The following is a 25604-nucleotide window of genomic DNA, read 5'->3' as shown; positions in this document are numbered from 1 at the left end:
GAGGTCCCGGCGGGCCCGTCGCCGCGTCAGCGGACGAACTTGAGGTAGGTCCAGGCGGAGTTCGCGGCCGCGTTCTTCGTGTCGCCGCCCCAGAGGACCCGCATGCGCACCTTCGCGCCGGCGGGCCAGCTCGACCCGAAGTAGACCGACGTGGCGCTCTTGGAGTTGAGGCGGAAGCAGTCGGTGGTCTGCGTGTAGCCCCAGCCGCTGCCCTTCGGCTCCTGCCCCTGGAACTTCACGCACTGGCCGGCGTGCGACGGCGCGACCGTGCCGACGACGTAGGGCTTCGACCCGGTCCTGACGAGCTGGTAGGACCCCGAGTGCCCGATGACGCGGGTCGTCCGCGTCGTCACCTTCGCGCGGACGTCGACGTGGGTCCCGGCGATCGCGGGCTCGTGCTCCACGTCACCGGCGTACTCGACGGTGAACGCCGTGCGCACGGTGACGGGCGTCGTCACCGTGAGGTCGCCGTTCGCGTCGACCACGGTCGTCGTGAGCAGCTTCTTCGTGCCGTGGTACGGCGTGGCGTAGACCGAGACCGTCGCGTCGGGGACCGACAGGTGGACGGCGAGCTTCGCCGACGCGCCGTAGACGTAGGTCGACGCCCCCTTGGTCACGGACAGGGTCGTCGCCTGGACGGGGAACGCCGCGACGGACGACGCGGTGGCCGCGCCCGACGGGGCCGCCGGCGCGACGAGGAGGCCGGCGGCGAGCGCCATCGTGCCCAGGGTGGATGAAACGGTACGACGCATGCTGTCTTTCCCCTCGGTTCGGGCGGTCCCCTGACCGCCGCGCGACCGTATCGCCGACCGCCCTGCGGCCGTGGTCGATTCGCGGAAAGTGGGTCCGGACGGCCGGGATGCGTCGTCAGTCGGTGCCGAGGACGCCGAGCAGCGGCTCGGCCGCCGTCGGCGACAGCCGCCCGCTGTCGAGCGCGCGCAGCGCCGTGGCGCGCGCGAGGGCGACGTAGGTGCGCCGCACCTCGGGCGCCACGAGGTCGAGCTCGCGCAGGTGGGCCGCGAGGGTGCCGACGTCGCCGCGCGCGACCGGCCCGGTGAGCGCCGCGTCACCCATCCGCAGGGCGTTGTCGAGGGCGGCGTGCATGAGCGGGCCGAGCACGGCGCGGGGGTCCGCCACCCCGGCGCGCGCCAGCACCTCCATCGCCTCGGCGGTGAGGGTGACGAGGTGGTTGGCGCCGTGGGCGAGCGCCGCGTGGTAGGCCAGCCGGTCCTCCTCGGGGACCCACACCGGCGTGCCGCCCATCTCGAGGACGAGGGCCTCGGCGACCGGCCGCAGCACCTCGTCGGCGGTGACCCCGAAGGCGCAGTCGACCAGCCGCTGGAGGTCCATCGCGGTGCCGGTGAACGTCATCGCCGGGTGGAGGGCGAGCGGCATCGCGTGGTGCTCGCGCACCGGCTCGAGCACCGTCGTGCCGTGGCGGCCGCTCGTGTGGACGACGAGCTGGCCGGCCTGCCAGGCCCCGGTCGCCGACAGCCCGCGGACGAGGTGGCCGAGGGCGTCGTCCGGCACGGCGAGGAGCACGAGCTCGGCGCCCTCGACGACGGTGCGGACGTCGGCCACGGGCACCCCGGGCAGCAGCGTGGCCGCCCGCTCCCGGCTGGCGTCCGAGACGGCGTAGGCCCCGGTGACGCGGTGACCGGCCCGCACGAGCGCGGCGCCCAGGACCGACCCCACCTTGCCGGCGCCGACGACGCCGACGCTGAGCCGGGCTGGGTGCTCGAGGCCGTCCACGAGCCAGCACGCTACCCCGCGCCGCCACGGCTCGGACCGGTCGGCCCACCGGCTAGCCTGCCCGCGTGAGCGACCCGCTGCCCTGGCGCGAGGCGTGGCAGCACGCCCTCTACGGCCCCGACGGGTTCTACCGCCGCCCCGAGGGACCGGCCGGGCACTTCACCACCTCCTCCCACGGTGGCCTCGGGGCACACCTCGCCCGCGCCCTCGCGCGCCTCGCCGACGAGGAAGGTGCCACCCACGTCGTCGACGTCGGCGCCGGCCGCGGCGAGCTCCTCACGGCGCTGCGGGCCGAGCGTCCCGCCCTGCGGCTCACCGGGGTCGACGTCGTGGAGCGACCGCAAGGCCTGCCGGACGACGTCCGCTGGATGCCCTCCCCCGGCGGCCCGGGCCTCCCCGACGCGCTCACCGACCTCGACGACGTGCTCGTCGTGGCCCACGAGTGGCTCGACGTCGTGCCCTGCACCGTGGCCGAGGTCGACACGGACGGGCGCCTGCGCACCGTCCTCGTCGACCCCGCCACCGGCGAGGAGTCGCTCGGGGGGCCGCTCGGCCCCGACGACGCCGCCTGGTGCGCCGCGCACCGGCCCGCGGACGGCCTGCCGGCCGGCTCCCGCGTCGAGGTCGGCCTCGCGCGCGACCGCGCCTGGGAGTCCCTCCTCGGGCGCGTGCGCCGGGGCACCGTGCTCGCCGTCGACTACGGCCACACCCGGGAGGAGCACCCGGTCGGCGGGACGCTCGTGGCCTACCGCGAGGGCGTCGTCGTCGACCCGCTGCCCGACGGCTCCCGCGACCTCACCGCCCACGTCGCCGTCGACTCGCTGCGGCACGACGAGCTGACGACGCAGCGCGAGGCCCTGCACCGGCTGCTCGGCCGCACCGGCCTGCCCGACCACGCCCTCGCCCGTACCGACCCCGCGGGCTACCTCGCGGCGCTGGCGGACACCTCGGCGCTCACCGCGCTCACCGACCCGGCCGGCCTCGGCGGGTTCCGCTGGGTCCTCGCCCGCGTGCGCCCCGGGTGACCTCGCGGGCCGTGCGGCAGACTGGCCGCGTGAGCCACGACGCCCCCACCGAGCCGCACGCGCCCCGTGCCCTCGACGTCGCCGTCGGGGCCGGCGGGCTCGCCACGGCCGACATGGTCCTCAACATCGGCCCGCAGCACCCGGCGACGCACGGCGTGCTCCGGCTCAAGGTCGTCCTCGACGGCGAGCGCATCGTCGCCGCCGAACCGGTCGTCGGCTACATGCACCGGGGCGCCGAGAAGCTCTTCGAGGTGCGCGACTACCGGCAGATCACCGTCCTCGCCAACCGCCACGACTGGCTCTCGGCCTTCTCCAACGAGCTCGGAGTCGTGCTCGGCGTCGAGGCGATGCTCGGGATGGAGGTGCCCGAGCGCGCCGTCTGGCTCCGCACGCTCCTCGCCGAGCTCAACCGGGTGCTCAACCACCTGATGTTCCTCGGCTCCTACCCCCTGGAGCTCGGCGCCATCACGCCGGTGTTCTACGCGTTCCGCGAGCGCGAGGAGCTGCAGGCCGTCATGGAGGAGGCCTCCGGCGGCCGGATGCACTACATGTTCAACCGCGTCGGCGGCCTCAAGGAGGACGTGCCCGCGGGGTGGCTCGGGCGGGTCGGCGACGCCGTGGATGCCGTGCGCCGCCGCCTGCCCGAGCTCGAGTCGCTGCTCGTCGGCAACGAGATCCTCCTCGCCCGCACCCGCGGCGTCGGGGTGCTCGACCCCGCGACGGTCCTCGCGTACGGCGTCTCCGGCCCGATCGCCCGCGCCAGCGGTGTCGACCTCGACCTGCGGCGCGACGACCCGTACCTCGCGTACGCCGAGCTCTTCGGCCCCGGCGGCCCCGGCCGCGTCGTCACCCGCACCGAGGGCGACTGCCTCGCCCGGCTAGAGGTTCTGCTCGAGCAGGTGCACGTCAGCCTCGACCTCGCCGACGCCTGCCTGGACCGCCTGCGGACGCTGCCCCCCGGGCCGGTCAACCAGCGGCTGCCGAAGGTGCTCAAGGTGCCCGAGGGCGAGCGCTACACCGCGACCGAGAACCCGTTGGGGCTCAACGGGTACCACCTCGTCTCGCGCGGCGAGAAGACGCCGTGGCGACTCAAGCTGCGCTCGGCGTCGTTCAACAACGTCCAGGTGTTGACCGAGGTGCTGCCCGGCTGCCTCGTCGCCGACATGGTCGCCGTGCTCGGCTCGATGTTCTTCGTCGTCGGCGACGTCGACAAGTAGCCGCCGGCACGCTCCGGACCGGTCACCCGGGCGTGCATCAATCGTCGCTTTCGACGATTCGTGCACGCACCTCTCCAGCACCCGGAGCACCCGGGCGTGCATCAGTCGACGCTTTCGACGATTCGTGCACGCACCCCTCCAGCACCCGGAGCACCCGGGCGTGCATCAATCGTCGCTTTCGACGATTGATGCACGGTCAGCCGTCAGGGGGTGTGCAGGAATCGACACATCCGTCAGTTCGTGCACGCTCCGGCGCCCTATCCGGGCGGGTCAGGGGCGGGGTGCGGCCTCGTCCGCGCGCCCGGGCCGGTCCTCGTCGTCGTCGCGGTCGATGCGGCACCAGGCCTGCGCGACCATCCCGGCGACGGCGAGCAGCACCGACGCGAGGAGCATCAGCCCGAAGACGAGCAGCCGGTCGCGGTTGGCGACGAGCGAGAGGTCGCCGAGGAGGCTGGCCAGCTGCCCGAGGTACCAGCCCGAGGCCGCGGCCCCGGTGAGCGCGGCGGCCTGCGCGAGCACGACCGTGCGCGCCGCACGAAGCCCCTCGACGGAGGTGCGGCGGCCGCTGCGCAGGTGCCGGCGCACGGGGCGGGCGAGCCACAGCACGAGCCCGCCCATGACGACGAGCAGGACGCCCGCCGCCCACGGGGGGCGCTGCAGCAGCGTCCCGTCCCGGGTGACGACGAAGGCCACGAGCCAGCCGAGCACCGCCGTGACGAGCGCGACGAGGAGCAGCGCCTGGGCGCGGATGCCGTGGTGGGTCACGGGGTCTCCTCGGGCAGCGGCGTGATGTCGGTGGTGTCCACGCCCGCGAGGAGGTCGGCCACGGCGGCGACGGCGCCCTCGTGGCGCAGCACCGCGTCGGGGTCGACGTCGTGCCAGGGCGCGAGGACGAAGCCGCGCTCGTGCGCCCGCGGGTGGGGCAGCAGCAGGTGCGGCCGGTCCGAGACGACGTCGGTGCCGTCGGCCGGGTCGCCGTACTGGACGAGGTCGAGGTCGAGCGTGCGCGCGCCCCAGCGGACCTCGCGCACCCGGTCGAAGGCGGCCTCGAGCCGGTGCAGCTCGCGCAGGAGGGACGACGGCGAGAGTGAGGTGCGCAGCGTCGCGACGGCGTTGGCGTAGCGCGGCTGCTCAGGACCCCCGACGGGGTCGGTGCCGACGACGCCCGAGGCGCGCAGGCCGTGGACGGCGGGATGGTGCGCCAGCGCCTCGAGCGCCGAGCGCACCGTGTCGGCCGGCGAGCTCGACCCGTGCGGCAGGTTGGCCCCGACCGCGACGACGACGGGCACCGGCTCGCGGTGGCGGACGACCCGGACGGTGACGTCCCCGAACGGGACGCCCACCGGGGCCTGCGGCTTGTGGACCGTGACGACGACCTCGTCGACCGCGGTGTGCTGCAACGCGTCCTCGGCGATGACCTCGGCCAGGCGCTCGATGAGGTCGAAGGGCTCGCCCTCGATGCGCGCGAGCGCCGCGGCCCCGATCTCGCCGTAGTTGACGGTGTCGACGAGGTCGTCGGTGCGACCGGCCGGCGCGAGGTCGACGGCGATCTCGACGTCGACGACGAACTCCTGCCCCTCGCGCTTCTCGTGCTCGAAGACACCGTGGAAGCCGCGCCCGCGCACCCCGCTGAGGGTGACGCGGTCGCGCGAGGTCCCGGCCGGCGTCACGCGTCGGCCCCCGGGCCGCGCAGGGCCTGCGCGACGTCGAGGGCGTCGACGGCCGCGACGACGTCGTGCACCCGCACGCCCCACGCCCCGTGGGCGGCGGCGTGCGCGGTGGTCACCGCGGTCGCGACGTCGCGCTCGAGCGGCGCGCGCTCCTCGCGGCCCTCGCGCCCGACGAGGCCGAGGAACTTCTTGCGCGAGGTGCCGACGAGCACCGGCTGGCCGAGGTCCATCACCTCGTCGAGGCGGCGCAGGAGCTCCCAGTTGTGGGCGGCGAGCTTCGCGAACCCGAAGCCCGGGTCGAGGACGAGCCGCGAGGGGTCGACCCCGGCGGCCAGCGCGGCGTCCAGGCGCCCCCGCAGCTCGCGGCCGACGTCGGCGACGACGTCGTCGTAGCGGGCGCGGTCCTGCATCCCCGCGCTGTGGCCGCGCCAGTGCATCGCGACGTAGGGCACGCCGCGCTCGGCGACGAGCGGCAGCATCCCGGAGTCGGCGAGGCCGCCCGAGACGTCGTTGACGAGGGTCGCGCCGGCGTCGAGCGCGGCCGCGGCGACGGAGGCACGCATCGTGTCGACCGAGACCGGACCGTCGGCCGCCAGGGCCTCGACGACCGGCAGGACGCGGCGCAGCTCCTCGGCCTCCGAGGGCCGCTGCGCGCCGGGGCGCGTCGACTCGCCGCCGACGTCGAGGACGTCGGCGCCCTGCGCGCGCAGGAGTCGCCCGTGCGCGACGGCGTCGGCGGGCTGGAACCACTCGCCGCCGTCGCTGAAGGAGTCCGGCGTGACGTTGACGACGCCGAGGACCACCGGCCGGCCGGGCCGGCCGGTGGGCAGGGTCAGCGCCCCGGTCACCGCTTCCCGCCGAGCAGCAGCGACATCGCCTCTGCCCGGGTGGCGACGTCGCGCAGCTGCCCGCGCACCGCCGAGGTGATGGTCCGCGAGCCCGGCTTCTGCACGCCGCGCATCGACATGCACAGGTGCTCGGCCTCGACGACGACGATGACGCCCTGGGCCCCGAGGTGCTCGACGAGCGCGTCGGCGACCTGCGTCGTGATCTGCTCCTGCACCTGGGGCCGGCGGGCGTAGACGTCGACGAGGCGCCCGAGCTTGGACAGCCCGGTCACCGTGCCGTCCGGGCCCGGGATGTACCCGATGTGCGCCACCCCGTGGAAGGGCAGCAGGTGGTGCTCGCACGTCGAGTACATCGGGATGTCCCGGACGATGACGAGCTCCTCGTGCTCGATCGGGAAGGTCTTGCTGAGGATCTCGGCAGGGTCCTGCCAGAGGCCGGCGTAGAGCTCGTGCGCGGCCTTGGCCACCCGCTTCGGGGTCTCGAGGAGACCGTCACGGTCGGGGTCCTCGCCGATGGCGTAGAGGAACTCCCGGACCGCGGCCTCGGCGCGCGGGACGTCGACCGGAGGTCGCGTCGTGCCCGTGTCCTGCGTCATGACGACCTCCTGGTCAGGGTTCGACACGCCCACCCTCCGGCACCTCGACGGTCTGGGACGCGGGGTGCTCGGCCCGGCCGGCCCCGTCCTGCGCCCGCGCGTCGATGGCCGCCTCGGTCGCCGGGTCGCCGGGGGTGACGACGGCGCCGGCGGGGGCGCCGGAGCCGTTCGCGCGCCCGGCGAGGGCGGCCTCCTCGGCCGGCGTCAGCACCGGCGGGATGTCGGACAGCGTGCGGTGCTCGCTCGAGAGCCACAGCGGGCGCCGGGGGCGCCGGTGGATGTCGGCGAAGATCGCCGCGAGCTCGGCCGCGTTGAGCGTCTCCTTCTCGAGGAGCTCGAGCACGAGGCGGTCGAGGATGTCGCGGTTGTCGTTGACGACGTGCCACGCCTCGTCGTGCGCGGAGTCGATGAGCTTGCGCACCTCCTCGTCGACGACGGCGGCGACCTGCTCGGAGTAGTCGCGCTGGTGGCCCATGTCGCGGCCCAGGAACGGCTCGCCCGCGGTCTGGCCGAGCTTGATCGCGCCGACGCGCTCGCTCATCCCGAACTCGGTGACCATCTTGCGGGCCATCGCGGTGGCCTTCTCGATGTCGTTCGCGGCGCCGGTCGTCGGGTCGTGGAAGATGATCTCCTCCGCGACACGGCCACCGAGCGCGTACGCCAGCTGGTCGAGGATCTCGTTGCGGGTCGTCGAGTACTTGTCGTCGACGGGCATGACCATCGTGTAGCCGAGGGCGCGACCGCGCGGCAGGATCGTCACCTTGGTCACCGGGTCGAGGTGGTTCATCCCCGCCGCGACGAGGGCGTGGCCGCCCTCGTGGTAGGCCGTGATCTTGCGCTCCTTGGCCGACATGATGCGCGTGCGCTTCTGCGGGCCGGCGATGACGCGGTCGATCGCCTCGTCGAGCATCTCGTCGTCGATGAGCTTCTTGTCACCGCGGGCGGTGAGCAGCGCCGCCTCGTTGAGGACGTTCGCGAGGTCGGCGCCGGTCATCCCGGGGGTGCGGCGCGCGACGGCGAGCAGGTCGACGTCGGCGGCCATCGGCTTGCCCGCCGAGTGGACCTGGAGGATGCGGTGGCGCCCGATCATGTCGGGGTTCTCGACGGCGATCTGGCGGTCGAAGCGGCCCGGGCGCAGGAGCGCCGGGTCGAGGATGTCGGGGCGGTTGGTCGCCGCGATGAGGATGACGCTGGTCTTGACGTCGAAGCCGTCCATCTCGACGAGCAGCTGGTTGAGCGTCTGCTCGCGCTCGTCGTGCCCACCGCCGAGGCCGGCGCCGCGGTGGCGGCCGACGGCGTCGATCTCGTCGACGAAGACGATGGCCGGGGCGTTGGCCTTGGCCTGCTCGAAGAGGTCGCGGACGCGGCTGGCGCCGACACCGACGAACATCTCGACGAAGTCCGAGCCGGAGATCGAGTAGAACGGCACGCCCGCCTCGCCGGCGACGGCGCGCGCGAGGAGCGTCTTGCCGGTACCGGGCTGGCCGTAGAGCAGCACGCCCTTGGGGATCTTCGCCCCGACGGCGAGGAACTTGGCCGGCTCGCGGAGGAACTCGACGATCTCGTGGAGCTCCTCGACGGCCTCGTCGGCGCCGGCGACGTCGGCGAAGGTGACCTTCGGGGTGTCCTTCGTCGCGAGCTTCGCGCGGGACTTGCCGAACTGCATGACGCGCGAGCCACCGCCCTGCGCCTGGGTCATGAGGAACCAGAAGAGGCCGACGAGCAGGAGCACCGGGAAGAAGCTGATGAACAGGGTCCAGAAGGCGCTGTCGCCCTCGACCTTGTCGTCGTAGCCCTCGGGGAGGTTGGTCTTGAGCTCGGTGACGAGGCTCTCGGCGCGGGCGTCGACGTACTCGGCGCGCACCTGCGTGGCCCCCGAGATCTTCTTCGCGGGGTCGGAGAAGGTCTGGCCGCTCTTGAGGTCGAGGGTGAGCACGTTGTCGGTGCTCATCACCGCCGACTCGACCTTCTTGTCGGTGATGAGCTTCTCGGCCTGCGCCGTCGTGATCGTCGTGTAGCTGCCGTTCCCGCCCACCGTGAACACGAGGAGGAGCAGGACGAGGGCGGCCAGCACCCAGAACACCGGGGCCCGGAGAATGCGTTTGAAGTCCATCTGGTCGCGGGGCGCGGGGCCCCACCCTCCTGGTGCTCGTCGAGGCTGGCCCGGGCGGTCCGTCCGGGACTGGTACACGCTAGCAACGAGCCCGTCGGCGCTCGTGTTCCGCTGTCGAACCCGGGCCGCTCGGCCGAGGGTCCGCGGCGGAGGTCGGCTCAGCTGTAGACGTGCGGCGCGAGGGTGCCGACGACGCGCAGCCCGCGGTAGGCCTCCGCGTAGTCCAGGCCGTAGCCGACGACGAACTCGTTGGGGATGTCGAAGCCGACCCACTTGACGTCGACCTCGACCTTGGCGGCCTCCGGCTTGCGCAGGAGGGTGCAGATCTCGACCGAGGCGGGGCTGCGCGACTCGAGGTTGGACTTGATCCACGACAGGGTCAGGCCCGAGTCGACGATGTCCTCGACGATGAGGACGTGCCGGCCGCTGATGTCGGTGTCGAGGTCCTTGAGGATGCGCACGACCCCGCTGCTCTTGGTCCCCGAGCCGTACGACGAGACGGCCATCCAGTCGACCGGCGCGGTCATCGGCAGCGCGCGCATGAGGTCGGCCATCACCATGACGGCGCCCTTGAGGACCCCGACGAGGAGGAGGTCCTTGCCCGCGTACTCGTCGGCGATGAGGCCGGCCAGCTCCTCGAGCTTGGCGTGGATCTCGTCCTCGGTGATGAGGACTCGTTCGAGGTCGGCTCCCATGTGGGCAGCGTCCACGTCGGCTCCTGGTGAAGGGGGTGGGTGGGTCGGGGCCTATTCAACCCGAGCGGGGCGACCGATGGACACCCGGCCGCCGGAGCGATGCACCCGCAGGCCCCCCGGCACGTGGACCGCCCCCTGCCCGCGCCAGTGCGTGAGCAGCCGGTCGCAGGCCTCGACGTGGCGGGCCGAGACCTGCCCGGGCGGGGCGCCGGCCCGCAGCACGAGCCGGCGCCAGACCCGCGTCCGGACGGCGCGCGGCGCGGCCTCGAGGGCGTCGACGGCCCACGGCCCGGGTCCGAGCGCGGCGACGGCGGCGTCGGCGAGGGCGTCGAGGTGGTCGGCGTCCTCGCGCAGCCGGTCGGCGCTGCGGGCCAGGGCGGCGGCCAGGCCCGGCCCGAGGTCGGCCTCGAGGTCGCGCAGGGCCCGCCGGGCGCGCACCCGCGCGAAGGCCGGGTCCTCGTTCATCGGGTCCTCCCACCACGACAGGCCCTCGGCGGTGCAGGCGGCGCGGGTCTGCTCGCGGGTGACCCCGAGCAGCGGCCGTCGGTAGGGCCCGCGGGCGGACGGCATCCCGGCGAGGCTGCGGGCCCCGGAGCCCCGGGCGAGCCCGAGGAGCACCTGCTCGGCCTGGTCGTCACGGGTGTGGCCGAGCAGGACCAGGCGTGCGCCGCGGTGGGCGACGGCGTCGTCGAGGACGCGGTAGCGGGCGGCGCGGGCCATCGCCTCGAGCCCGTCCGGGCGCTCGGCCGTCACCCACGTGGACGCGACGTCGACGGGGTCGAGCCCCCGGGCGCGCAGCCGCGCGGCGACCTCCTCGGCGAGCGCGCGCGAACCGTCCTGCAGGCCGTGGTCGACGACGACCGCCCCGACCCGCACCCCGGCCCTCGCACCCTCGAACCGCGCCGCGTCCGCGAGCGCGGTCGAGTCGGCCCCGCCGCTGCACGCGACGAGGACGAGGTCACCGGGGTCGCACTCCCCGAGCACGGCCCGCACGGCGGAGCGCACCGCGGCCACGGCCGGGTGCGGCCGTCCCCACGCGCGCTCCGTCATCCGGGCAGTGTGCCGCAGCCCGGGCGGGGAGCGGCGGTGGCGTCAGGCGTGGACGCGCCGGACCCACGCGGCGGGGTCGGCGATCTCCTGGGGCAGCGGCAGCGTCTCGGCCGAGGTCCAGACGGCGTTGAAGCCGTCGACGCCGACCTGCTCCTGCACGCCACGGACGAACGCGGCGCCGTCGCGGTACTGGCGCATCTTGGCCTCGAGGCCGAGGAGGCGGCGCAGCAGGCGGTCGGGCGCGCCGGAGCCGCGGCGTCGGGCCGAGAAGCGCGAGCGGATGTGGGCGACGGTCGGGATGTGCGCGGGGCCCACGTCGTCCATGACGACGTCGGCGTGCCCCTCGAGGAGCGACATGACGGCGGTGACGCGGGCCAGCTGCTCGCGCTGCTCGGGCGTGGCGAAGAGCTCGGTGATGCCGGTGCCGCCCTCGGAGAAGACCTCCGGCAGGCGCTCGGTGACCCGCGAGACGATCTCCTGGACACGCTCGGTGTCGGGGGCGAGGTCGACCGCGAGGTGGCGGGCCTGGGCGATGAGGTGCTCGCGCAGCCACGGGTTGGCGGTGAACTGCACGCGGTGGGTCTCCTCGTGCATGCAGACCCAGGAGCGGAAGTCGGCCGCGTCGACGTCGAGCTCGCGCGCGGTGGCGACGAGGTTGGGCGCGACCAGCAGGAGGGCCGGGGTGCCCGCCGGGGCGATGTCGTACTGCCCGAGGACCTTGCTCGCCATGAACGCGAGGAGGGCGCCGGCCTCGGCGCCGGTGACCTTGCCGCCGATGGCCTGCGCGGTCGCGCCCGGCGTCACGCCGCGCTTGCCGACGATCGCCTCGACGGCGGGGTCGAGCAGGGCCGACATCGAGTCGGCGTTGACGGCGATCCACGTCGCGCGGTCGACGACGAGGGCGTCGGGCGCGTCGTCGGGGGTCTGCATCCGCGCGGTCTCGGCGACCGGCTGCCGGGCCGCCCGGGCCGCGGCGCGGATGGCCTCGACCTCGGCCCTCGCCTCGGCCGGCGACACCACGGGACCGGCGGGCACGAGCGTGCGGCCGGTGGTCTTCGCGAACTCCCAGTCGACGTATCCCACGGGTTCACCCTCTCATCCGCGTCAGCCTGCGGCGTCGTCGCAGCCGCACCGGGTCACGGCGGCGACGACGCGGTCCATCGCCGCGCGGGCGCGCAGCGTGCCGTCGTAGGTGCGGGGGAACCCGTCGACCTGGACGACGAAGGTGAGCGGCCGGCCGTCGGCGTCGACGGTCGTGCCGGCCAGCGACGAGCCGGCGCGCAGGGTGCCGGTCTTGGCCCGCGGCAGGCCCCGCACGTCGCGCGTCGCGTCGGACGAGAAGCGGTGCAGGAGCGTGCCGGACAGCCCCGAGACCGGCAGCCCGGCGACGACGCCCCGCAGCTGGGCCGGCTCGCCGCGCACGGCGAGCCCGAGCACCGCCGAGAGCGTCGCGGGGGCGACGGCCTGGCCCGGGCTCAGCCCGCTCGCGTCCTTCAGGCGCAGGCCGGAGGTCGGCACGTCGGCCGCCTCGAGGCGCGCGCGGACGAGGTCGGCGTTGGCGTCGGCGCCCGTCGTCGGCCGGCCGAGGCTCGCGGCGGCCTGGCGGACGAGGCTCTCCGCGAGGGAGTTGTCGCTCTCGGCGAGCGCCAGCCCGAGGAGCTCGCCGTAGGTGGCGGACTCGACGGTGCCGAGCGCGACGGCGTCGTCGGGCGCCGGGCGCGACCACGTGGAGGTCGGGCGCAGGCGGGCCGTGACGCCCTCGGCGCGCAGCCGCTGCACGAGGGCGCGGGCGACGACGTCCTCGGGCCGGGTCGGGGCCGGGCGGACCGGGGTGGCCCGCGTCGTCGTCAGGCCGGTCATGACCACCGGCCCGGCGAACCCGTCGCGGACGTCGTTCGGGTTCCACGTCGGGGGCACGCGGGGCCCGGGGGCGAACGAGGTGTCGAGGCGCAGCGTGACGTCGGTGCGGCCGTCGGCCACGAGCGTGCGGGCCACCCGGCGCGCCAGGTCGGCGAGCCCGGCCCGGCCGGCGACGGCGTCGGCGTCCCCACGGCCCGGGGCGAGCAGCATGTCGCCGCGCACGACGAGCACGAGGTCGCGCGAGCCCGGGGCGGCGACGACGCTCGTCGGCACGCGCTCGGCGAGGTCGAGGGTGTCGGCGACGGCGAAGGCCGCGAGCAGCTTGGCCGTCGAGGCCGGCGCGCGCGGGACGTCGGCGGCGCGCGACCACAGCTCCTCGCCGGTCACGCCGTCGCGGATGCTCACCCCGAGGCCCCGGCGCAGCGCCGGGTCGTCGGAGGCGCCGGCGACCGCGGCGGCCAGCTCGTCGCGCGAGGGCACCGGCGCGTCGGACGCCTCGCGCGGGGCGCCCGGGGCGGACGGGGTCGGCAGCAGCGAGGGGGCCGCGTCGTCGCTCGTGTCCGGGCCGGTGGCGGGCAGCGCCTCGCGGTCGCGGGTCAGCACGCCGGGGACGACGTCGTACACGTCGGCGGTCACGTAGCCGGCGCCCCCGAGGAGGACCAGGGCGCTCGCGCCGGCGAGCATGACACGTCTCACCCGGCCTCCCTTCGTCCCCTGGGCCCTCCATGCGCCAGACTGTCGGACGAGCCTAGGTCACGCAGCAGAGGGAGTCTTTCCACCGTGGAGTTCGACGTCACCATCGAGATCCCCAAGGGTCACCGCAACAAGTACGAGGTCGACCACGAGTCGGGCCGCATCCGGCTGGACCGGATGCTCTTCACGGCGATGTCGTACCCGTCGGACTACGGGTACATCGAGGACTCGCTCGGCGAGGACGGCGACCCGCTCGACGCGCTCGTGCTCCTCGACGAGCCGACCTTCCCCGGCTGCGTCGTGCGCGCCCGTCCCATCGGGATGTTCCACATGCGCGACGAGGCCGGCGGCGACGACAAGATCCTCTGCATCCCGGCGGGCGACCCGCGCAAGGCGCACATCAGCGAGCTCGAGCACATCACCGAGTTCGACCGCCTCGAGATCCAGCACTTCTTCGAGACCTACAAGGACCTCGAGCCGGGCAAGTCGGTCGAGGGCGCGCACTGGGCGGGGCGCGAGGAGGCCGAGGCGTGCATCACCGACGCCATCGAGCGGGCCCGCGCGGCCGGCCTGACCACGGCCCGCTGGCGGATGCCCCCGCACGCCGAGGTCCCCGCGACCTCGCCGAGCTCGGCCCACACGACCCAGGAGCTGGCCGAGGCCTCCGAGCGCGCCCGCGCCGAGCTGGCCACCAAGGACAAGCCGCTCAGCGACGACTGACCCCGTCGGGCCCGCCGCGCGCGGGCCCACCGGCACGAGACCCCCGGCGCACCGACCTGGTGCGACCGGGGGTCTCGTCGTCCCCCGTGGTCGGTGGCGCCGGGGTCACCAGCCCCAGGTGCCGGGGCCGCCCTTGAACGGCCCGACGACCCGGCTGGTCACCCAGCCGCCGTAGAACCCGCCCTCCTGCGGCGTGACGACCTCGCCCGCGACGACGCAGCGGTCCATCGCGCCCGGCATGACGGAGATGTGCTCGACCAGCGCCTCGAAGCCGGGGCTCGGGTGCGGGTAGGTCCAGGCCGCCGACTCGGCGACCTCGCGCCGCCCGACCACGTCGAAGTAGACGGCCTCGCCCTTCCACTCGCAGTACGACGAGCCGTGCGCCCGGCGCAGGGCGCCCTCGGTGAAGTCCGCGCGGGGCAGGTAGTAGGTCGGCGGGTGGCTCGTCTCGAGGACGCGCAACGTGCGGGTGGAGCGGGCGACGAGCACGCCGCCGAACCACACCTCGACCTCCTCGTCGCTCGCGTCGACGGCGGGCGGGCGGGGGTAGTCCCACACCGACTCCTGGCCGGGGGCGGTGGGCAGGGGCGCGGGTCTGGTCATCTCGCCACGCTACGTGCGACCGCGGACCCGTGACCCGCCGTCCACCGACCTTCGACAGTCCCGTCCCTTTCCCCACTTGGTGCGAGTTCCGCCGCTCGACACGCCGCCGGACGGGGTGTCGATCGGCGGACGTCGCAACCAGTCGGGACGAGGGATGCACGACGGCCCCCTCGACGCGGGGTCGAGGGGGCCGTGCGGTGGAGCCGCCTATCGGAATCGAACCGATGACCTATTCATTACGAGTGAATCGCTCTGGCCGACTGAGCTAAGGCGGCGTGCGCACGCGGCGGACCGAGCGCGCCGGACGAGTATATGGACATCCGCGCGACGATCGCGAATCGGTCCACGCAGGTCAGCAGCGCAGGCCGTCCTTCGGCAGCTTCCCGTCGACGTACCAGCCGTCGACCGCGTCGTCGACGCAGGAGTTCGAGCGGGTGTACGCGGTGTGCCCGTCACCGTCGAAGGAGATGAGCGAGGCCTTCGCGAGCTGGTCGCGCAGGCGCACCGACCACTCGTAGGGCGTCGCGGGGTCGCGCGTCGTGCCGATGACGACGATCGGCTCGGCGCCCTCGGCCCGCACCTCGTGCGGCTCGTTCGTCGGCTCGAACGGCCACGACCCGCACGGCAGCGAGCTCCACGCGAGGTAGCGCCCCCACGTCGGCGCCTTCTCCGCGGCGGCGTCGGCGAGCGCCTGGTGCTCGGGGACGCTGTCGGACTCGGGCTTGTCGAGGCAGTTGACCGCGTAGATGACCTCCATGATGTTGCCCGCGTAGCCGCCACCGGGGTTGCGGTCGGCGTACTGGTCCGCGAGCTGCATCAGGGCGGTGCCGTCGCCGTCGACGGCGTCGGTCATCGCGTCGACGAGGGTGCGCCAGGCCCCCTGGTCGTACATCGCGGCGGCGATGCCGAGGGAGGCCCAGCCCTCGGTCAGCCGCGGCACGGAGCCGTCACCGGTCTTCGGCAGCGGGGTGGCGTCGACGTCGGCGAGGAAGCCCTGGAGGCCGGTCATCACGGCGTCGACGGAGTCGCCGAGCGGGCAGTCGCCCTCGGAGACGCAGTACTGCGCCCACGCCCGGGTCGCGCGCTCGAAGCCCTCGGCCTGGCCGAGGTTGATCTCGGCGGAGGTGAGGTCGGGGGCGACGACGCCGTCGAGGACGAAGCGGCCGACCTGCTGCGGGAAGAGCTCGGCGTAGGTGGCGCCGAGGTAGGTGCCGTAGGACTTGCCGAGGTAGGTGAGCTTCTCCTCGCCGAGGGCGGCCCGCAGGACGTCCATGTCGCGGGCGGCGTCCTGCGTCGAGACGTGCGCGAGGAGCGGGCCGGCGTTCTGGGCGCACGAGGCGGCGAAGGAGGCGGCGCCGGCGGCGAACTGCTGCTCCTCGGTCGCGTCGTCCGGGGTCGGGTCGGACCCGAGGAAGGCGTCGAGCTGCGCGTCCGACAGGCAGTCGACCGGCGACGAGCGCCCGACCCCGCGCGGGTCGAACCCGACGACGTCGTAGCGGTCGCGGACGTCGCCACCGACGATGAAGTCCGCGGCGCGCGCGTAGTCGACGCCCGAACCGCCGGGTCCGCCCGGGTTGACGACGAGCGAGCCGATCCGCTTCCCCGACTTCTTCGCCGGGGCCCGCAGCACGGCGACCTCGAGGGTCGCGCCCGACGGCTTCGCGTAGTCGACCGGCACGGTCAGCTGGGCGCACTCCGCCCCGGAGCACTCGGTCCAGTCCAGCTGCTGGGCGTAGAAGCGGTCCAGCCCCTGGCTCCCCGGCGGCGGGGTCTGCGGGCTGACCGACACCGACGGCCGCGAGCTGCTCCCGCCGCTCAGGCCGTCGACGACCGAGCAGCCGGCGAGGGCGGTGGAGACGACGACGGCGCCCGCGACGAGGGCGAGGCGGCGCAGGGTCATGGGCGCACCCTAGGCGAGCCGGATGGGAGCCCCCGCCCCGGGGAGGTCACGAATCGGCCGCAACCGGGGAGTGCTGCCCATTGCCGACCCCGTACCCTCCCGGGAGGCTGGGGGACGACACGAGGAGGGGGCCACATGAGCCGACGGGACGAGAGCAGCCCGAGCAGCGACCGGGACGAGAGGTTCCGCGTCCACCCGGCGCGGCTGCGCGAGGCCGCGACGGAGTTCGCCGGTCTCGGCGACGACGCCACCGAGGCGATGTCCTACGCCTCGAGGTGGGTGGACTTCGACCCCTCGGGGGGTGCGGTCTTCGAGCGCTTCGTCGACGTGACGACGGGGATGGACACCGGCGTCCGGGACCTCATGGCCGACATCCAGCAGGTCATGAGCGGCACGGCAGCGGCGCTGCGGGCGTCGGCCGACCGCTACGAGGCGCTCGACGCCGCCGCCGCCCAGCGGCTCGACACCACGTACTGGGGGCACTGATGGTCACCGCCAGCACCGGCGGGGGTGGGTACAACCCGGCGAGCTGGCTGTTCGAACCCGTTCCCGCCCAGGCGATCCCGTCGACCTTCGACGCCGCGCTGGGGATGGCGGACTGGCTCTCGCTCGGGCACTGGGCGCTCGTCGTCCTCGACAAGGCCGACGGCGGGTTCGACCTGCAGGAGAAGGCCGAGACGTGGCTGGCCGGCGACTGGCAGCGGGTGGCCACCTCCGCCGCGGCGATGCGCAACCTCAAGGGCTTCTGCGAGAGCACGGCCGGCGCCGTCGACTCCGCCTCCGCGGTGCTCGACCAGCACTGGGACGGCAACGCCTGGCGGGACGCGCAGGCCACGATGGTCAGCCAGAGCGTGGCCCTCGAGAGGGCCGCCGGGATGCTCGAGATCGCCGCCTCGGGCTACGACGACGTCGCGAACGGCCTCTACGGCGTGGCCAAGGACGTCGGCAACGTCGTCCAGACGCTCATCGACCTGCTCATCGCCGCGGGCATCAGCGCGGCCGCGACGGCCGGCGGCTCGTGGACGCTGGTCGGCGGGGCGATCGGAGCGGCGGCCACCTACTGGGGCGTCACCGAGATCATCGCGAACATCCAGAAGATCATCGGCCTCATCGAGGGCGCCATGACCATCGTCGACGTCCTCGTCGACACGGTCTCGGCGACGATGGGGTCGGCCGGCGACTGGCACCTCATCGACATCCCGGACGCCTTCGACAACAACGTCGCCCCCGCGGGGAGCCGGTCGTGAGCACCGACGGACGCACCGACGGCCCGCCGCTGCTGCCCGGGGCCCCGCTGTCGGGCGCCCTGCAGACGCACCTGCGCCGCTCGCTCGAGGTCCTGCGGGACCGCGCCGAGGACGCGGGCGTCCGGCGCCGCATCGAGGACGTCCTCGCCGGGCGGGCCACGCTGCGCGACCTCGCCGGGGACGACCGGTTCAGCGCCTTCGCGGCGCCGCTCGTCGAGCAGGGCCTGCGCCGGATGGACGAGCTCGGCCCCGAGGAGCGGCGACTGGTGGCCGAGGACGCGGCCGCCCTCGGCCGCGGCGAGGTGCCGGCCCACCTGCGCGAGGACGACGACCGGGGTGCCGCGGCGCCGGCTCGGGAGCCCCGACCCGCGGCCCCGCCGAGGACCACCGGCACCTGGTGACCCGCCGGCCCTCGCCTCAGCGCGGCAGGCGGAGGGAGAGCGCCATCGCCTCCAGCGCCAGGAGCGGCGCGACGTTGGCGCCGATGCGCTCGCGCGCGGTGCCCACGGCGTCCATCGCCTCCAGCAGCTGGTCGGCGGTGAACGCCTCGGCCACCCGGGTGACGACGGCCCGGCTGTCCTCGTTGACGAGGGCGGCCCCGGCGCGCGTGCGCTGGACGAGCGCGTCGCGGTAGACCGAGAGCAGGTCGACGAGCGCGCGGTCGACGACGTCGCGGGTGAAGCGGGTCGCGCGGGTCTTCTGCTCCTTCTCCAGCGCCGAGACCTGCGAGCGGACGTGCGGCGGCTGGGTGCGGGCGGTCGGGTCGGCGCCGAGGACCTCGAGCAGCCGGGCGCGCTCGGCGGCGTCGCGCTCCCCCGAGGCCGCGGCCGCCTCCTCCTGGGCGATCGTCACGATGTCCTGGGCGGCGCCGACGGCCTCGCCGACCGAGACGATCTTCCCGGCCATCGACACGACGTCGTGGCGGCGGATGCGCGCGTGCTCGTCGCGGGCCAGGCGGCGGGCGAGGCCGACGTGCGACTGCGCGGCCCGGGCCGCGTAGAGGGCCATCGCGTGGTCGACGCCGTCGCGGCGCACGAGGAGGTCGGCGACCGCCTCGACCGACGGGGTGCGCAGCCGGACGTGCCGCGAGCGCGAGCGGATCGTGATGATGACGTCCTCGACCGAGGGCGCGCAGAGCATCCACACGGTGCGCGGGGTCGGCTCCTCGAGGGCCTTGAGCAGCGCGTTCGCGGGGGCGTCCGAGTAGGCGGTCAGCCGGTCGGCGTCCTCGACGATGATGATGCGGTACGTGCCGACGGACGGCCGCATCCCCGCGAGGGTGACGTAGTCGCGCACGTCCGCGACCTTGATCGAGAGCCCCTCGGTCGCGATGACGTCGACGTCGGCGTGGGTGCCGTCGAGGGCGGTGCGGCACTCGCGGCACTCGCCGCAGCCGCCCCGCGGGCAGAGCAGCGCCGCCGCGAAGGCCCGCGCGGCGACCGAGCGGCCCGACCCGGGCGGACCGGTGAAGAGCCACGCGTGGGTCATCGAGGCGGGGTCCCGGACGGCGCGCTCGAGGACGCCGACCGCCGCCTCCTGGCCGATGACGTCGCGCCAGACGCTCACGGCGCTCCCCCGTCGACGGGGTCGAGCGCCCCGGTCGTGGCGACGCGCTCGAGGACGGCGGCGTGCAGCGCCTCGGGCGGCTGCGTGCCGTCGACGACGACGTAACGCTCGGGGTTGCCGCGGGCCATCGCGAGGAAGTGCTCGCGGATCGCGGCGTGGAAGGCGTCGGCCTCGGCCTCGAGGCGGTCGTGCACCTCGCCGCGGCGCCGGCGGCCCTCGGCGGGGTCGACGTCGACGACGACGGTGAGGTCCGGGACGAGGGCGTCGACGGCCCACATCTGCAGGTCGTGGACCTCGGCGGCGCCGAGGTCACGCCCGGCGCCCTGGTAGGCGACCGAGGAGTCGGTGTAGCGGTCGGTGAGCACGACCTGCCCGGCGGCGAGGGCCGGCCGGATGACGAGGTCGACGTGGTGGGCCTTGTCGGCGGCGAAGAGGAGGGCCTCGGCGCGCGGCGAGACGTGGCCGCCGTGCAGGACGAGGTCGCGGATGGCGGCGCCGAGCTCGGTGCCCCCGGGCTGCCGGGTGACGAGGACCTCGCGGCCGTGGGCGCGCAGCGCCTCGGCGAGCAGCCGCACCTGCGTCGACTTGCCCGCACCGTCGCCGCCCTCGAAGGCGATGAAGACCCCGTCCCGTGCGCTCACGCCGCGAGCCTAGGCCAGCGTCCCGACGGCCGTCCCCGCGCGGGTCAGGGGGCGGGCAGGTGGTCGCGCGCCCAGAGGGCCGCGCTCGTGCGGTCGACGACGCCGATCTCGCGGAACACCCGGCCGAGGTGCGCCTTGACGGTGCGCTCGGTGATGCCGAGGGCGCGGGCGATCTGCTTGTTGGCCAGGCCCTGCGACACCAGGCGCAGCACCTCGGTCTCGCGCGGCGAGAGGCCGACGGCCGCGCCGTCGCGCACCGGGTCGCCGGTGGCGGGCAGGAGGGCGACGGCGACGCGCGGGTCGATCGGGACGTGCCCCTGCGCCGCGGCCCGCACCGCGGCGACGAGGTCGGCCGGCTCGGAGTCCTTGAGGACGTACCCGATGGCGCCGGCGGCGAGGACCTCGCGCACGCGGTCGCGGTCGGAGAAGCTCGTGAGGACGAGGACGCGGGTCCCCGGCCGGGCCGCGAGGACGCCCCGGGTGCCCTCGACCCCGTCGAGGCCGGGCATCGAGAGGTCCATGAGGACGACGTCGGGCTCGGTGCCGATGGCGGACTCGACCGCCTCGGCGCCGTCGCGCGCCTCGGCGACGACGGTGATGTCGGCCTCGGCGTCGAGCAGCGTGCGGACCCCCGCCCGGACGAGCTGGTGGTCGTCCGCCACGAGGACCCGGATCATGGACGTGCTCCCAACGGGCCCTCGAGGTCGAGGCGCCAGTGCGTCCCGGCGCCCAGCGAGCTGGCCACCCGCAGTGTCGCACCCGGGACCGAGGCCGCGTCGGCGATCAGCGCGGTCCCGAGGTGCCCCGGCTCGGGGTCGGCGAGGACGGCCTCGACGTCGAAGCCGAGCCCGTCGTCGAGGACGTCGAGCACGACCGTGCCGGGGCCGGTGCGGTGCAGCGACACGACGACCTCGGCCGGGCCGGCGTGCCGGGCGGCGTTGCGGACGCACTCCTGCGCGACGCGGTGCACGAGGCGCTGGGCGTCGTCGGTCAGGGCGAGCTCGTCCTCGGGGTCGGTGTCGAGCCGGACGACGACGCCGTCGGCGCGCACCGACGTCGCGAGGTCGGTCAGGGCGGCGACGACGCCGGCCCGCGACAGGCTCGGCGGGTGGAGGTCGACGAGCAGGGTGCGCAGCGAGCGGATGCTGGCGCGCACGGCGGTCGCGGCGGCGTCCAGGTCGCGGGCCAGGGCGGTCTCGCCACGGGCCGCGGCCGTCGCGGACGCACCCGAGACGGTGAAGGAGGTGGCGGCGAGCTCCTGGACGGGGCCGTCGTGGAGGGTCGCGGCGAGGCGCCGGCGCTCGACCTCGGAGGCGTCGACCGCCCGCTGCAGGAGGGCGACCTGGCGGGCCTCGGCGCTGCGGATGCGCCGCAGCAGGGCGAGGACGAGCGGGGCGACGATGAGGACGAAGAGCACGAGGGTGCTCGCGGTGACCCCGGCGAAGCCGCGCCAGAGCTGGCCGGTGCGCTGGGCGACGGGGTCGTAGGAGACGTAGATCTCGAACAGGGCGGTCTGCCCGTCGGGCATCCACACCGGGCGGTAGACCTCGACGAGCCGGTCGCCCTTCTCGAACTGGTTCTCGTCGGCGTCGAGCTCGGAGACCTCCGCGACGGTCGTCGGGCCGTCGAGGGCCTCGCGCTGGCCGCCGTCGAGGGCGAAGGTGCGCCCGACGAGCTGCGGCTCGTCGGCCCACAGGACGTACCCGTCGGGCCGCCACAGCTTGACCCGGACGACCGTCTCGCGGTCGAGGCTGCGGGCCAGGGTCGACCCGAACGCGTCGGCGGCCGCGGGGTCGCCGGCCATCAGCTGCTCGGTCATCGCCGGCTGGACGACCGCCTCGGCGATGACGCCGGCCATCGAGGCGGCGTCGTTGACGGCCTCGCGCTCGGCGAGCTGCTGGGCGGCCAGGGAGCCGAGGACCCCGACGAGGACGAGGGCCGCGAGGACCCCGAGGCCCAGCTGGGCCAGCACCCGGCGCGGGTGGACGGGTCCGTCGTCGGTGTCGACCTCGGCGGGACGCGAGACGGTGACCCAGGCGGGCTCGGGGCACGGGGCGCCCCCGGCCGGGGCAGGGACCCAGACCGGGGACGGGACCGTGGGATCAGTCGTCGGATCCGTGCCCACCCGAGTCCCCACCGTGGTCGTCGCCGGCGTCGTGGCCGGAGCCGTCGTCGCCGCCGTGCCGTGAGCTGCCGCTGTCGTCGGAGCCGCTGGAGGAGTCGTCGGACCCGCCGCCCGAGGAGCCGCGGCCGGAGCCGCTGGAGGAGGAGTCGTCCGACCCTCCGCCGTGCGAGCGTCCGCTGTGCGAGCCGCTGTCGTCGGAGCCGCGGCCCGAGCCGGAGTGGCTCGAGGCGTCGCCGGAGCGGTCGCGGTCGCCGCCGTGGTCGTCGTTCGCGTCGTGGCCGGCCGGGTCGTCGGAGGTGCCGCGCGGGCGGTCCCCGCCGTGGTCGTCGTTCGCGTCGTGGCCGGCCGGGTCGTCGGAGGTGCCGCGGGGGCGGTCGCCGCCGTGGTCGTCACCGGCGTCGTGGCCGGCCGGGTCGTCGGAGGTGGCCGACGGCGAGGGGCTGGAGGTGGCGCTCGAGGGGGCCCGGACGGGCAGCCGCTCGGCGAAGGAGGCGTTGCCGAGGACCCCGAGCAGGGCGGGGGTGACGGCCACGGCGGCTCCGAGGGAGATGAGGGCGATGCGTCGCACGGGACTGGTCCTTTCGGGAGAGTGTGGCAGGTGGGGTCAGCCGCGGAAGACGACTCGGGCCGAGCAGGTCTGGGTGCCGTGCGTCGCGACGGCCGTGATGGTGTCGGTGCCCGCGCGGTTGGTGATGCGGCGGTCGACGCTGAAGGAGCCGCTCGGCGCGACCGTGACCGCGCTCCCGGAGCCGACCTTGGTGCCGTTGTCGCGCAGCGTCCAGGCCCAGGTCTGGCCGGCGCGGTTGGAGTCGACCTCGAGCTCGACCTCGACCCGACCGTTGTCGGCCTTGGCCTTGAGCTTCCAGGTGGCGCCCTGGCTGCAGGTGCCGCTGGCCTGCGAGACGGGCGACTTCGCGAAGGTCGCGGGGGCGGCGCCGGCCACGAGGGCGGCGGCGACGGCGGCGGTGGCGGCGACTCGGGTGAGGGACTGGCGACGGGCCATGGGGTGCTCCTGGTGCTGAGGTGGACCGCTCGTCGGCCCGTTGAGGAGAACGGTGCCCGTGACCCGTGGACACCCACCATCGGGCTTTGGTCCTAGTACCCCTCCCCCGCGCCGACCCGGGCCGACGGACGCAGGACACGCCGCGCGCACCGAGGTGCGCGCGACGTGTCCTGGTCGCTCGAGAGGCGGGAAAGGCCTCAGCCGGTGGGCTGCTCGTGCCGGTCGGCGTTGGCGTGGATGGCGTCACGCACGTACTGCGCGAGGCCCGGGGCCTTCTCCTCGTAGCCCGCGGTGAAGCGCGGGTCGGTGACGTACATGTCGCCGAGGCCCCGGTGGAAGGCGTGGTCGAGGTCGTAGAACCACCGCTCGATCTGCACCCGGTGCGCCTCGGCCGCGTCCATCGCCGCCGCCGAGGTCGGCGGCTCGCCGGCCCGCAGGGCCGCGACGAAGGCCGCGTCGACCCGGTCCTGCTCGGCCTTGACGGCCTCCCAGTCGGCCTTCGTGTAGCCGTCGGTGCGGCTCTTGGACTGCCGCCAGGCGTCGGTCTCGCCCCAGCGCTCCTGCGCCTCCTGCTGGTACTCCTCGCGGAAGCCGTCCCCGAAGAGCTCCTTGAGGTCCTCGGTCGTGGCGGGCTGCTCGGTCATCTCTCGCTCCAGTGCTCGGTCGATGGCGTGGACGAGCTCCTCGAGCTCGCCCAGCCGGGTCACGACCACGTCGCGCTGGCGCCGCAGGTGCTCCACCGCGCTGCCCTCGCCGTCGAGCAGGGCCCGCACCTCGTCGAGGGGCAGGTCCAGCCGGCGGTAGGTGACGACGGTGGAGAGCCGCAGGAGGTCCGCGTCCGTGTAGAGGCGGTACCCCGCGCGGGTCCGGGCGGACGGGACGACGAGGCCGACGGCGTCGTAGTGGTGCAGCGTGCGCACCGTGACGCCGAAGGTCTCGGCGACCTGCCCGACCGTGAGCTCCATCCCTGCAGTGTGCTGGCTCGTCGTGGTCATGGCACCACCGTCGGGCCTCACGTCGCGTCAGGGTCAAGCCGGACGCGCCGCCGCATCAGGACAGGGGTGCGGTGAGCTCGAGGTTGACGTCGTCGGGGTCCTGGAAGGAGAGGATCGCGATGCCGGCGTCGGTCAGCTCGACGACCTCGCCGTGGCTGATGCCCGCGTCGCCGAGGGCCTGCGCGGCGGCGTCGAGGTCGGCGCGCGCGGCGACGGCGAAGCTCACGTGGTCCAGGCCGGTGACGTCGGAGCGGAAGGGCTGCGACCCGACCGGGCGCAGGCCGAAGAGGGTGCCCTGCGGGGTCTGGTAGACGACGCCGCCGTAGAACTTCTCGGCGGCGTCCTCGAGCCCGGGCTCGCCCTGGTGATCGCGGGCGTCGACGGCCTTCTCCCAGCCGAAGACGCGGTCGTAGAAGTCGACCGAGCGCTCGATGTCGGTGACGGTGAGGCGGACGTGGGCGTAGCCGGAGCTCGTGACGAGGGACATGCCGTCACGCTACGTCGCGACACCGCCGGGATCGTCCGGAGCAACAACGTTCCTGCAGGTGGGGCGAGGGAGGGCCGCGTCCCGTCCTCCGTGTCACCTGCGCCGGTGCGCGTGCGGTCGCACCCGGACCCGCGCAGGTCGCCCGCAGGACGAGGGCCGGCGTGGCGAGACGAGGGCGGGGCAAGGATGGCCCCCACGTCACTCGCGTATCGGGTCACCCGATACGGGCGCGCCTCACCCCGGAACCGTTCTCGGGGGGAGCGCAGCGTTGTCGGGTCACCCGATACGCGTGAGGCGACCGGGACCGGGTCCGCGGGCCGGGCCGCGGCGCGGGTCAGGCCTTCGGGGTCTCGAACCAGTTCGCGAGGGCGGTGGCCAGGCCGAGGTCGCCGCGGGCCTTGATCCTGCCCATCATGAACATCATCGCCGGGTTGCCGGTGCCCGAGATGAGCTTGAGGAACTCGACCGGCCCGGCCATGAGCGAGAGGTCCGCCTCGGCGGTCGGCGCCTTCTCGACGGTGCACGTGCCGTGGTCGACGACGACGGCGTAGGTGTCGCTGGTGTCCCCCGGCCCGCCGGTGACCCGGAAGTCGATGCGGGCGCTGCGGTCGCCGGCCTTGTCGGCCCGGAACTGCTCGGGGAAGCGGCCGAAGACGGCGTCGAGCATCGCGGTGCGGTGCTCGCCGGCGAAGGCGTCGCGGATCTCGCCGTCGGACGCCCGCTTCACCGCCGCGACGAACTCGGCCGGCGAGGCGGTGGTCAGGGTCTGCGGGTCGAAGGCCATGCCTCGAACCTACT

Annotated in this window: 28 protein-coding genes and 1 tRNA gene; 6 read left to right on the top strand and 23 right to left on the bottom strand. The window is 74.9% G+C overall.

All coding sequences use genetic code 11. The features are described 5' to 3' along the window. Positions 1-26: 26 nt before the first annotated feature. A complete protein-coding gene (locus HL663_RS06795; RefSeq protein ID WP_173027646.1) occupies positions 27-719 on the bottom strand; it encodes a hypothetical protein in 693 nt (230 codons plus the stop codon). Positions 720-867: 148 nt separating this feature from the next. Beyond that, positions 868-1752, bottom strand: a complete 885-nt coding sequence (locus HL663_RS06790) for a Rossmann-like and DUF2520 domain-containing protein (protein ID WP_173027645.1) — start codon at positions 1750-1752, stop codon at positions 868-870. A 65-nt stretch (positions 1753-1817) separates the two neighbouring features. On the opposite strand from HL663_RS06790, the gene HL663_RS06785 reads away from it, so the two are divergent. Continuing rightward, positions 1818-2777, top strand: a complete 960-nt coding sequence (locus HL663_RS06785) for an SAM-dependent methyltransferase (protein ID WP_173027644.1) — start codon at positions 1818-1820, stop codon at positions 2775-2777. A gap of 113 nt (positions 2778-2890) precedes the next feature. Continuing rightward, on the top strand, positions 2891-3994 hold the full coding sequence (locus HL663_RS06780) for an NADH-quinone oxidoreductase subunit D (RefSeq protein WP_173030041.1): 1104 nt from the start codon (positions 2891-2893) through the stop codon (positions 3992-3994). Positions 3995-4264: 270 nt separating this feature from the next. On the opposite strand, the gene HL663_RS06775 is transcribed toward HL663_RS06780, so the two are convergent. The 9 genes from HL663_RS06775 to HL663_RS06735 form a co-directional block, all read right to left on the bottom strand. Further along, on the bottom strand, positions 4265-4759 hold the full coding sequence (locus tag HL663_RS06775) for a DUF3180 domain-containing protein (protein WP_173027643.1): 495 nt from the start codon (positions 4757-4759) through the stop codon (positions 4265-4267). After that, positions 4756-5664 (bottom strand): 2-amino-4-hydroxy-6-hydroxymethyldihydropteridine diphosphokinase, encoded by a 909-nt coding sequence (gene folK, locus HL663_RS06770; protein ID WP_173027642.1) that lies wholly within the window; start codon positions 5662-5664, stop codon positions 4756-4758. Before folK ends, HL663_RS06775 begins: the two co-directional genes overlap by 4 nt. Beyond that, positions 5661-6512, bottom strand: coding sequence for a dihydropteroate synthase (folP, locus tag HL663_RS06765; protein WP_173027641.1), 852 nt, complete (start codon positions 6510-6512; stop codon positions 5661-5663). Before folP ends, folK begins: the two co-directional genes overlap by 4 nt. Further along, positions 6509-7108 carry a GTP cyclohydrolase I FolE gene (gene folE, locus HL663_RS06760; protein WP_173027640.1) on the bottom strand — a complete coding sequence of 200 codons (600 nt, stop codon included), beginning with the start codon at positions 7106-7108 and terminating at the stop codon, positions 6509-6511. Before folE ends, folP begins: the two co-directional genes overlap by 4 nt. 13 nt (positions 7109-7121) lie before the next feature. Continuing rightward, positions 7122-9221 carry an ATP-dependent zinc metalloprotease FtsH gene (ftsH, locus tag HL663_RS06755; protein ID WP_173027639.1) on the bottom strand — a complete coding sequence of 700 codons (2100 nt, stop codon included), beginning with the start codon at positions 9219-9221 and terminating at the stop codon, positions 7122-7124. A 158-nt stretch (positions 9222-9379) separates the two neighbouring features. Continuing rightward, positions 9380-9931: a hypoxanthine phosphoribosyltransferase gene (gene hpt / locus HL663_RS06750; RefSeq protein WP_030526640.1), complete on the bottom strand. Its 552-nt coding sequence runs from the start codon at positions 9929-9931 to the stop codon at positions 9380-9382. Between the two features lie 36 nt (positions 9932-9967). After that, positions 9968-10966 (bottom strand): tRNA lysidine(34) synthetase TilS, encoded by a 999-nt coding sequence (gene tilS / locus HL663_RS06745; protein WP_173027638.1) that lies wholly within the window; start codon positions 10964-10966, stop codon positions 9968-9970. A gap of 42 nt (positions 10967-11008) precedes the next feature. Continuing rightward, positions 11009-12049 carry an Rv3626c family coenzyme F420 biosynthesis-associated protein gene (locus HL663_RS06740; protein WP_173027637.1) on the bottom strand — a complete coding sequence of 347 codons (1041 nt, stop codon included), beginning with the start codon at positions 12047-12049 and terminating at the stop codon, positions 11009-11011. Positions 12050-12070: 21 nt separating this feature from the next. After that, positions 12071-13522, bottom strand: coding sequence for a D-alanyl-D-alanine carboxypeptidase/D-alanyl-D-alanine-endopeptidase (locus HL663_RS06735; RefSeq protein WP_173027636.1), 1452 nt, complete (start codon positions 13520-13522; stop codon positions 12071-12073). 84 nt (positions 13523-13606) lie between these two features. Here HL663_RS06735 and HL663_RS06730 point away from each other — a divergent pair, with 84 nt between their 5' ends. Next, positions 13607-14239: an inorganic diphosphatase gene (locus HL663_RS06730; protein ID WP_173027635.1), complete on the top strand. Its 633-nt coding sequence runs from the start codon at positions 13607-13609 to the stop codon at positions 14237-14239. Between the two features lie 105 nt (positions 14240-14344). On the opposite strand, the gene HL663_RS06725 is transcribed toward HL663_RS06730, so the two are convergent. The 3 genes from HL663_RS06725 to HL663_RS06715 all read right to left on the bottom strand — a co-directional run bounded on the left by HL663_RS06725 (position 14345) and on the right by HL663_RS06715 (position 16742). Further along, the gene (locus HL663_RS06725) at positions 14345-14842 is read right to left on the bottom strand and encodes a DUF427 domain-containing protein (protein WP_173027634.1); all 498 of its coding nucleotides are present in this window, start codon (positions 14840-14842) and stop codon (positions 14345-14347) included. Positions 14843-15040: 198 nt separating this feature from the next. Next, positions 15041-15117, bottom strand: a tRNA-Thr gene (locus HL663_RS06720). Positions 15118-15194: 77 nt separating this feature from the next. Next, positions 15195-16742, bottom strand: a complete 1548-nt coding sequence (locus HL663_RS06715) for an alpha/beta hydrolase (protein ID WP_173027633.1) — start codon at positions 16740-16742, stop codon at positions 15195-15197. 135 nt (positions 16743-16877) lie between these two features. Between HL663_RS06715 and HL663_RS06710 the strand changes: the two genes are divergently transcribed. From HL663_RS06710 to HL663_RS06700, 3 genes are read left to right on the top strand one after another with little or no spacing between them, the layout of a single operon-like run. Beyond that, entirely contained in the window at positions 16878-17228 is a 351-nt protein-coding gene (locus HL663_RS06710) for a type VII secretion target (RefSeq protein ID WP_173027632.1), read from the top strand. After that, positions 17228-17989: a hypothetical protein gene (locus HL663_RS06705; RefSeq protein WP_173027631.1), complete on the top strand. Its 762-nt coding sequence runs from the start codon at positions 17228-17230 to the stop codon at positions 17987-17989. The genes HL663_RS06710 and HL663_RS06705 overlap by 1 nt, the downstream gene beginning before the upstream one ends. Continuing rightward, positions 17986-18390, top strand: coding sequence for a hypothetical protein (locus tag HL663_RS06700; protein ID WP_173027630.1), 405 nt, complete (start codon positions 17986-17988; stop codon positions 18388-18390). The genes HL663_RS06705 and HL663_RS06700 overlap by 4 nt, the downstream gene beginning before the upstream one ends. A gap of 16 nt (positions 18391-18406) precedes the next feature. Here HL663_RS06700 and HL663_RS06695 read toward each other — a convergent pair whose 3' ends face one another. The 9 genes from HL663_RS06695 to HL663_RS06655 all read right to left on the bottom strand — a co-directional run bounded on the left by HL663_RS06695 (position 18407) and on the right by HL663_RS06655 (position 25590). Further along, positions 18407-19555, bottom strand: a complete 1149-nt coding sequence (locus HL663_RS06695; protein ID WP_173027629.1) for a DNA polymerase III subunit delta' — start codon at positions 19553-19555, stop codon at positions 18407-18409. Next, entirely contained in the window at positions 19552-20196 is a 645-nt protein-coding gene (tmk, locus tag HL663_RS06690; RefSeq protein WP_173027628.1) for a dTMP kinase, read from the bottom strand. The genes HL663_RS06695 and tmk overlap by 4 nt, the downstream gene beginning before the upstream one ends. A gap of 44 nt (positions 20197-20240) precedes the next feature. Beyond that, positions 20241-20873 (bottom strand): response regulator, encoded by a 633-nt coding sequence (locus HL663_RS06685; RefSeq protein ID WP_173027627.1) that lies wholly within the window; start codon positions 20871-20873, stop codon positions 20241-20243. Next, on the bottom strand, positions 20870-22321 hold the full coding sequence (locus tag HL663_RS06680) for a sensor histidine kinase (RefSeq protein ID WP_216842697.1): 1452 nt from the start codon (positions 22319-22321) through the stop codon (positions 20870-20872). Before HL663_RS06680 ends, HL663_RS06685 begins: the two co-directional genes overlap by 4 nt. After that, positions 22299-22889 carry a hypothetical protein gene (locus HL663_RS06675; RefSeq protein ID WP_173027625.1) on the bottom strand — a complete coding sequence of 197 codons (591 nt, stop codon included), beginning with the start codon at positions 22887-22889 and terminating at the stop codon, positions 22299-22301. Before HL663_RS06675 ends, HL663_RS06680 begins: the two co-directional genes overlap by 23 nt. Positions 22890-22925: 36 nt before the next feature. Then, positions 22926-23324 carry a hypothetical protein gene (locus HL663_RS06670; protein WP_173027624.1) on the bottom strand — a complete coding sequence of 133 codons (399 nt, stop codon included), beginning with the start codon at positions 23322-23324 and terminating at the stop codon, positions 22926-22928. A gap of 197 nt (positions 23325-23521) precedes the next feature. Continuing rightward, entirely contained in the window at positions 23522-24319 is a 798-nt protein-coding gene (locus tag HL663_RS06665) for a MerR family transcriptional regulator (RefSeq protein ID WP_286175988.1), read from the bottom strand. A 55-nt stretch (positions 24320-24374) separates the two neighbouring features. Next, positions 24375-24806 (bottom strand): VOC family protein, encoded by a 432-nt coding sequence (locus HL663_RS06660; RefSeq protein ID WP_173027623.1) that lies wholly within the window; start codon positions 24804-24806, stop codon positions 24375-24377. 334 nt (positions 24807-25140) lie between these two features. After that, positions 25141-25590 (bottom strand): SCP2 sterol-binding domain-containing protein, encoded by a 450-nt coding sequence (locus HL663_RS06655; protein WP_173027622.1) that lies wholly within the window; start codon positions 25588-25590, stop codon positions 25141-25143. Positions 25591-25604: the final 14 nt, after the last annotated feature.

This window comes from Arthrobacter sp. NEB 688, assembly GCF_013201035.1.
Taxonomy (GTDB): domain Bacteria; phylum Actinomycetota; class Actinomycetes; order Actinomycetales; family Dermatophilaceae; genus Phycicoccus.
Note: the sequence above shows the minus strand (reverse complement) of the source record. Positions and strands in the feature narration are given on the sequence as shown.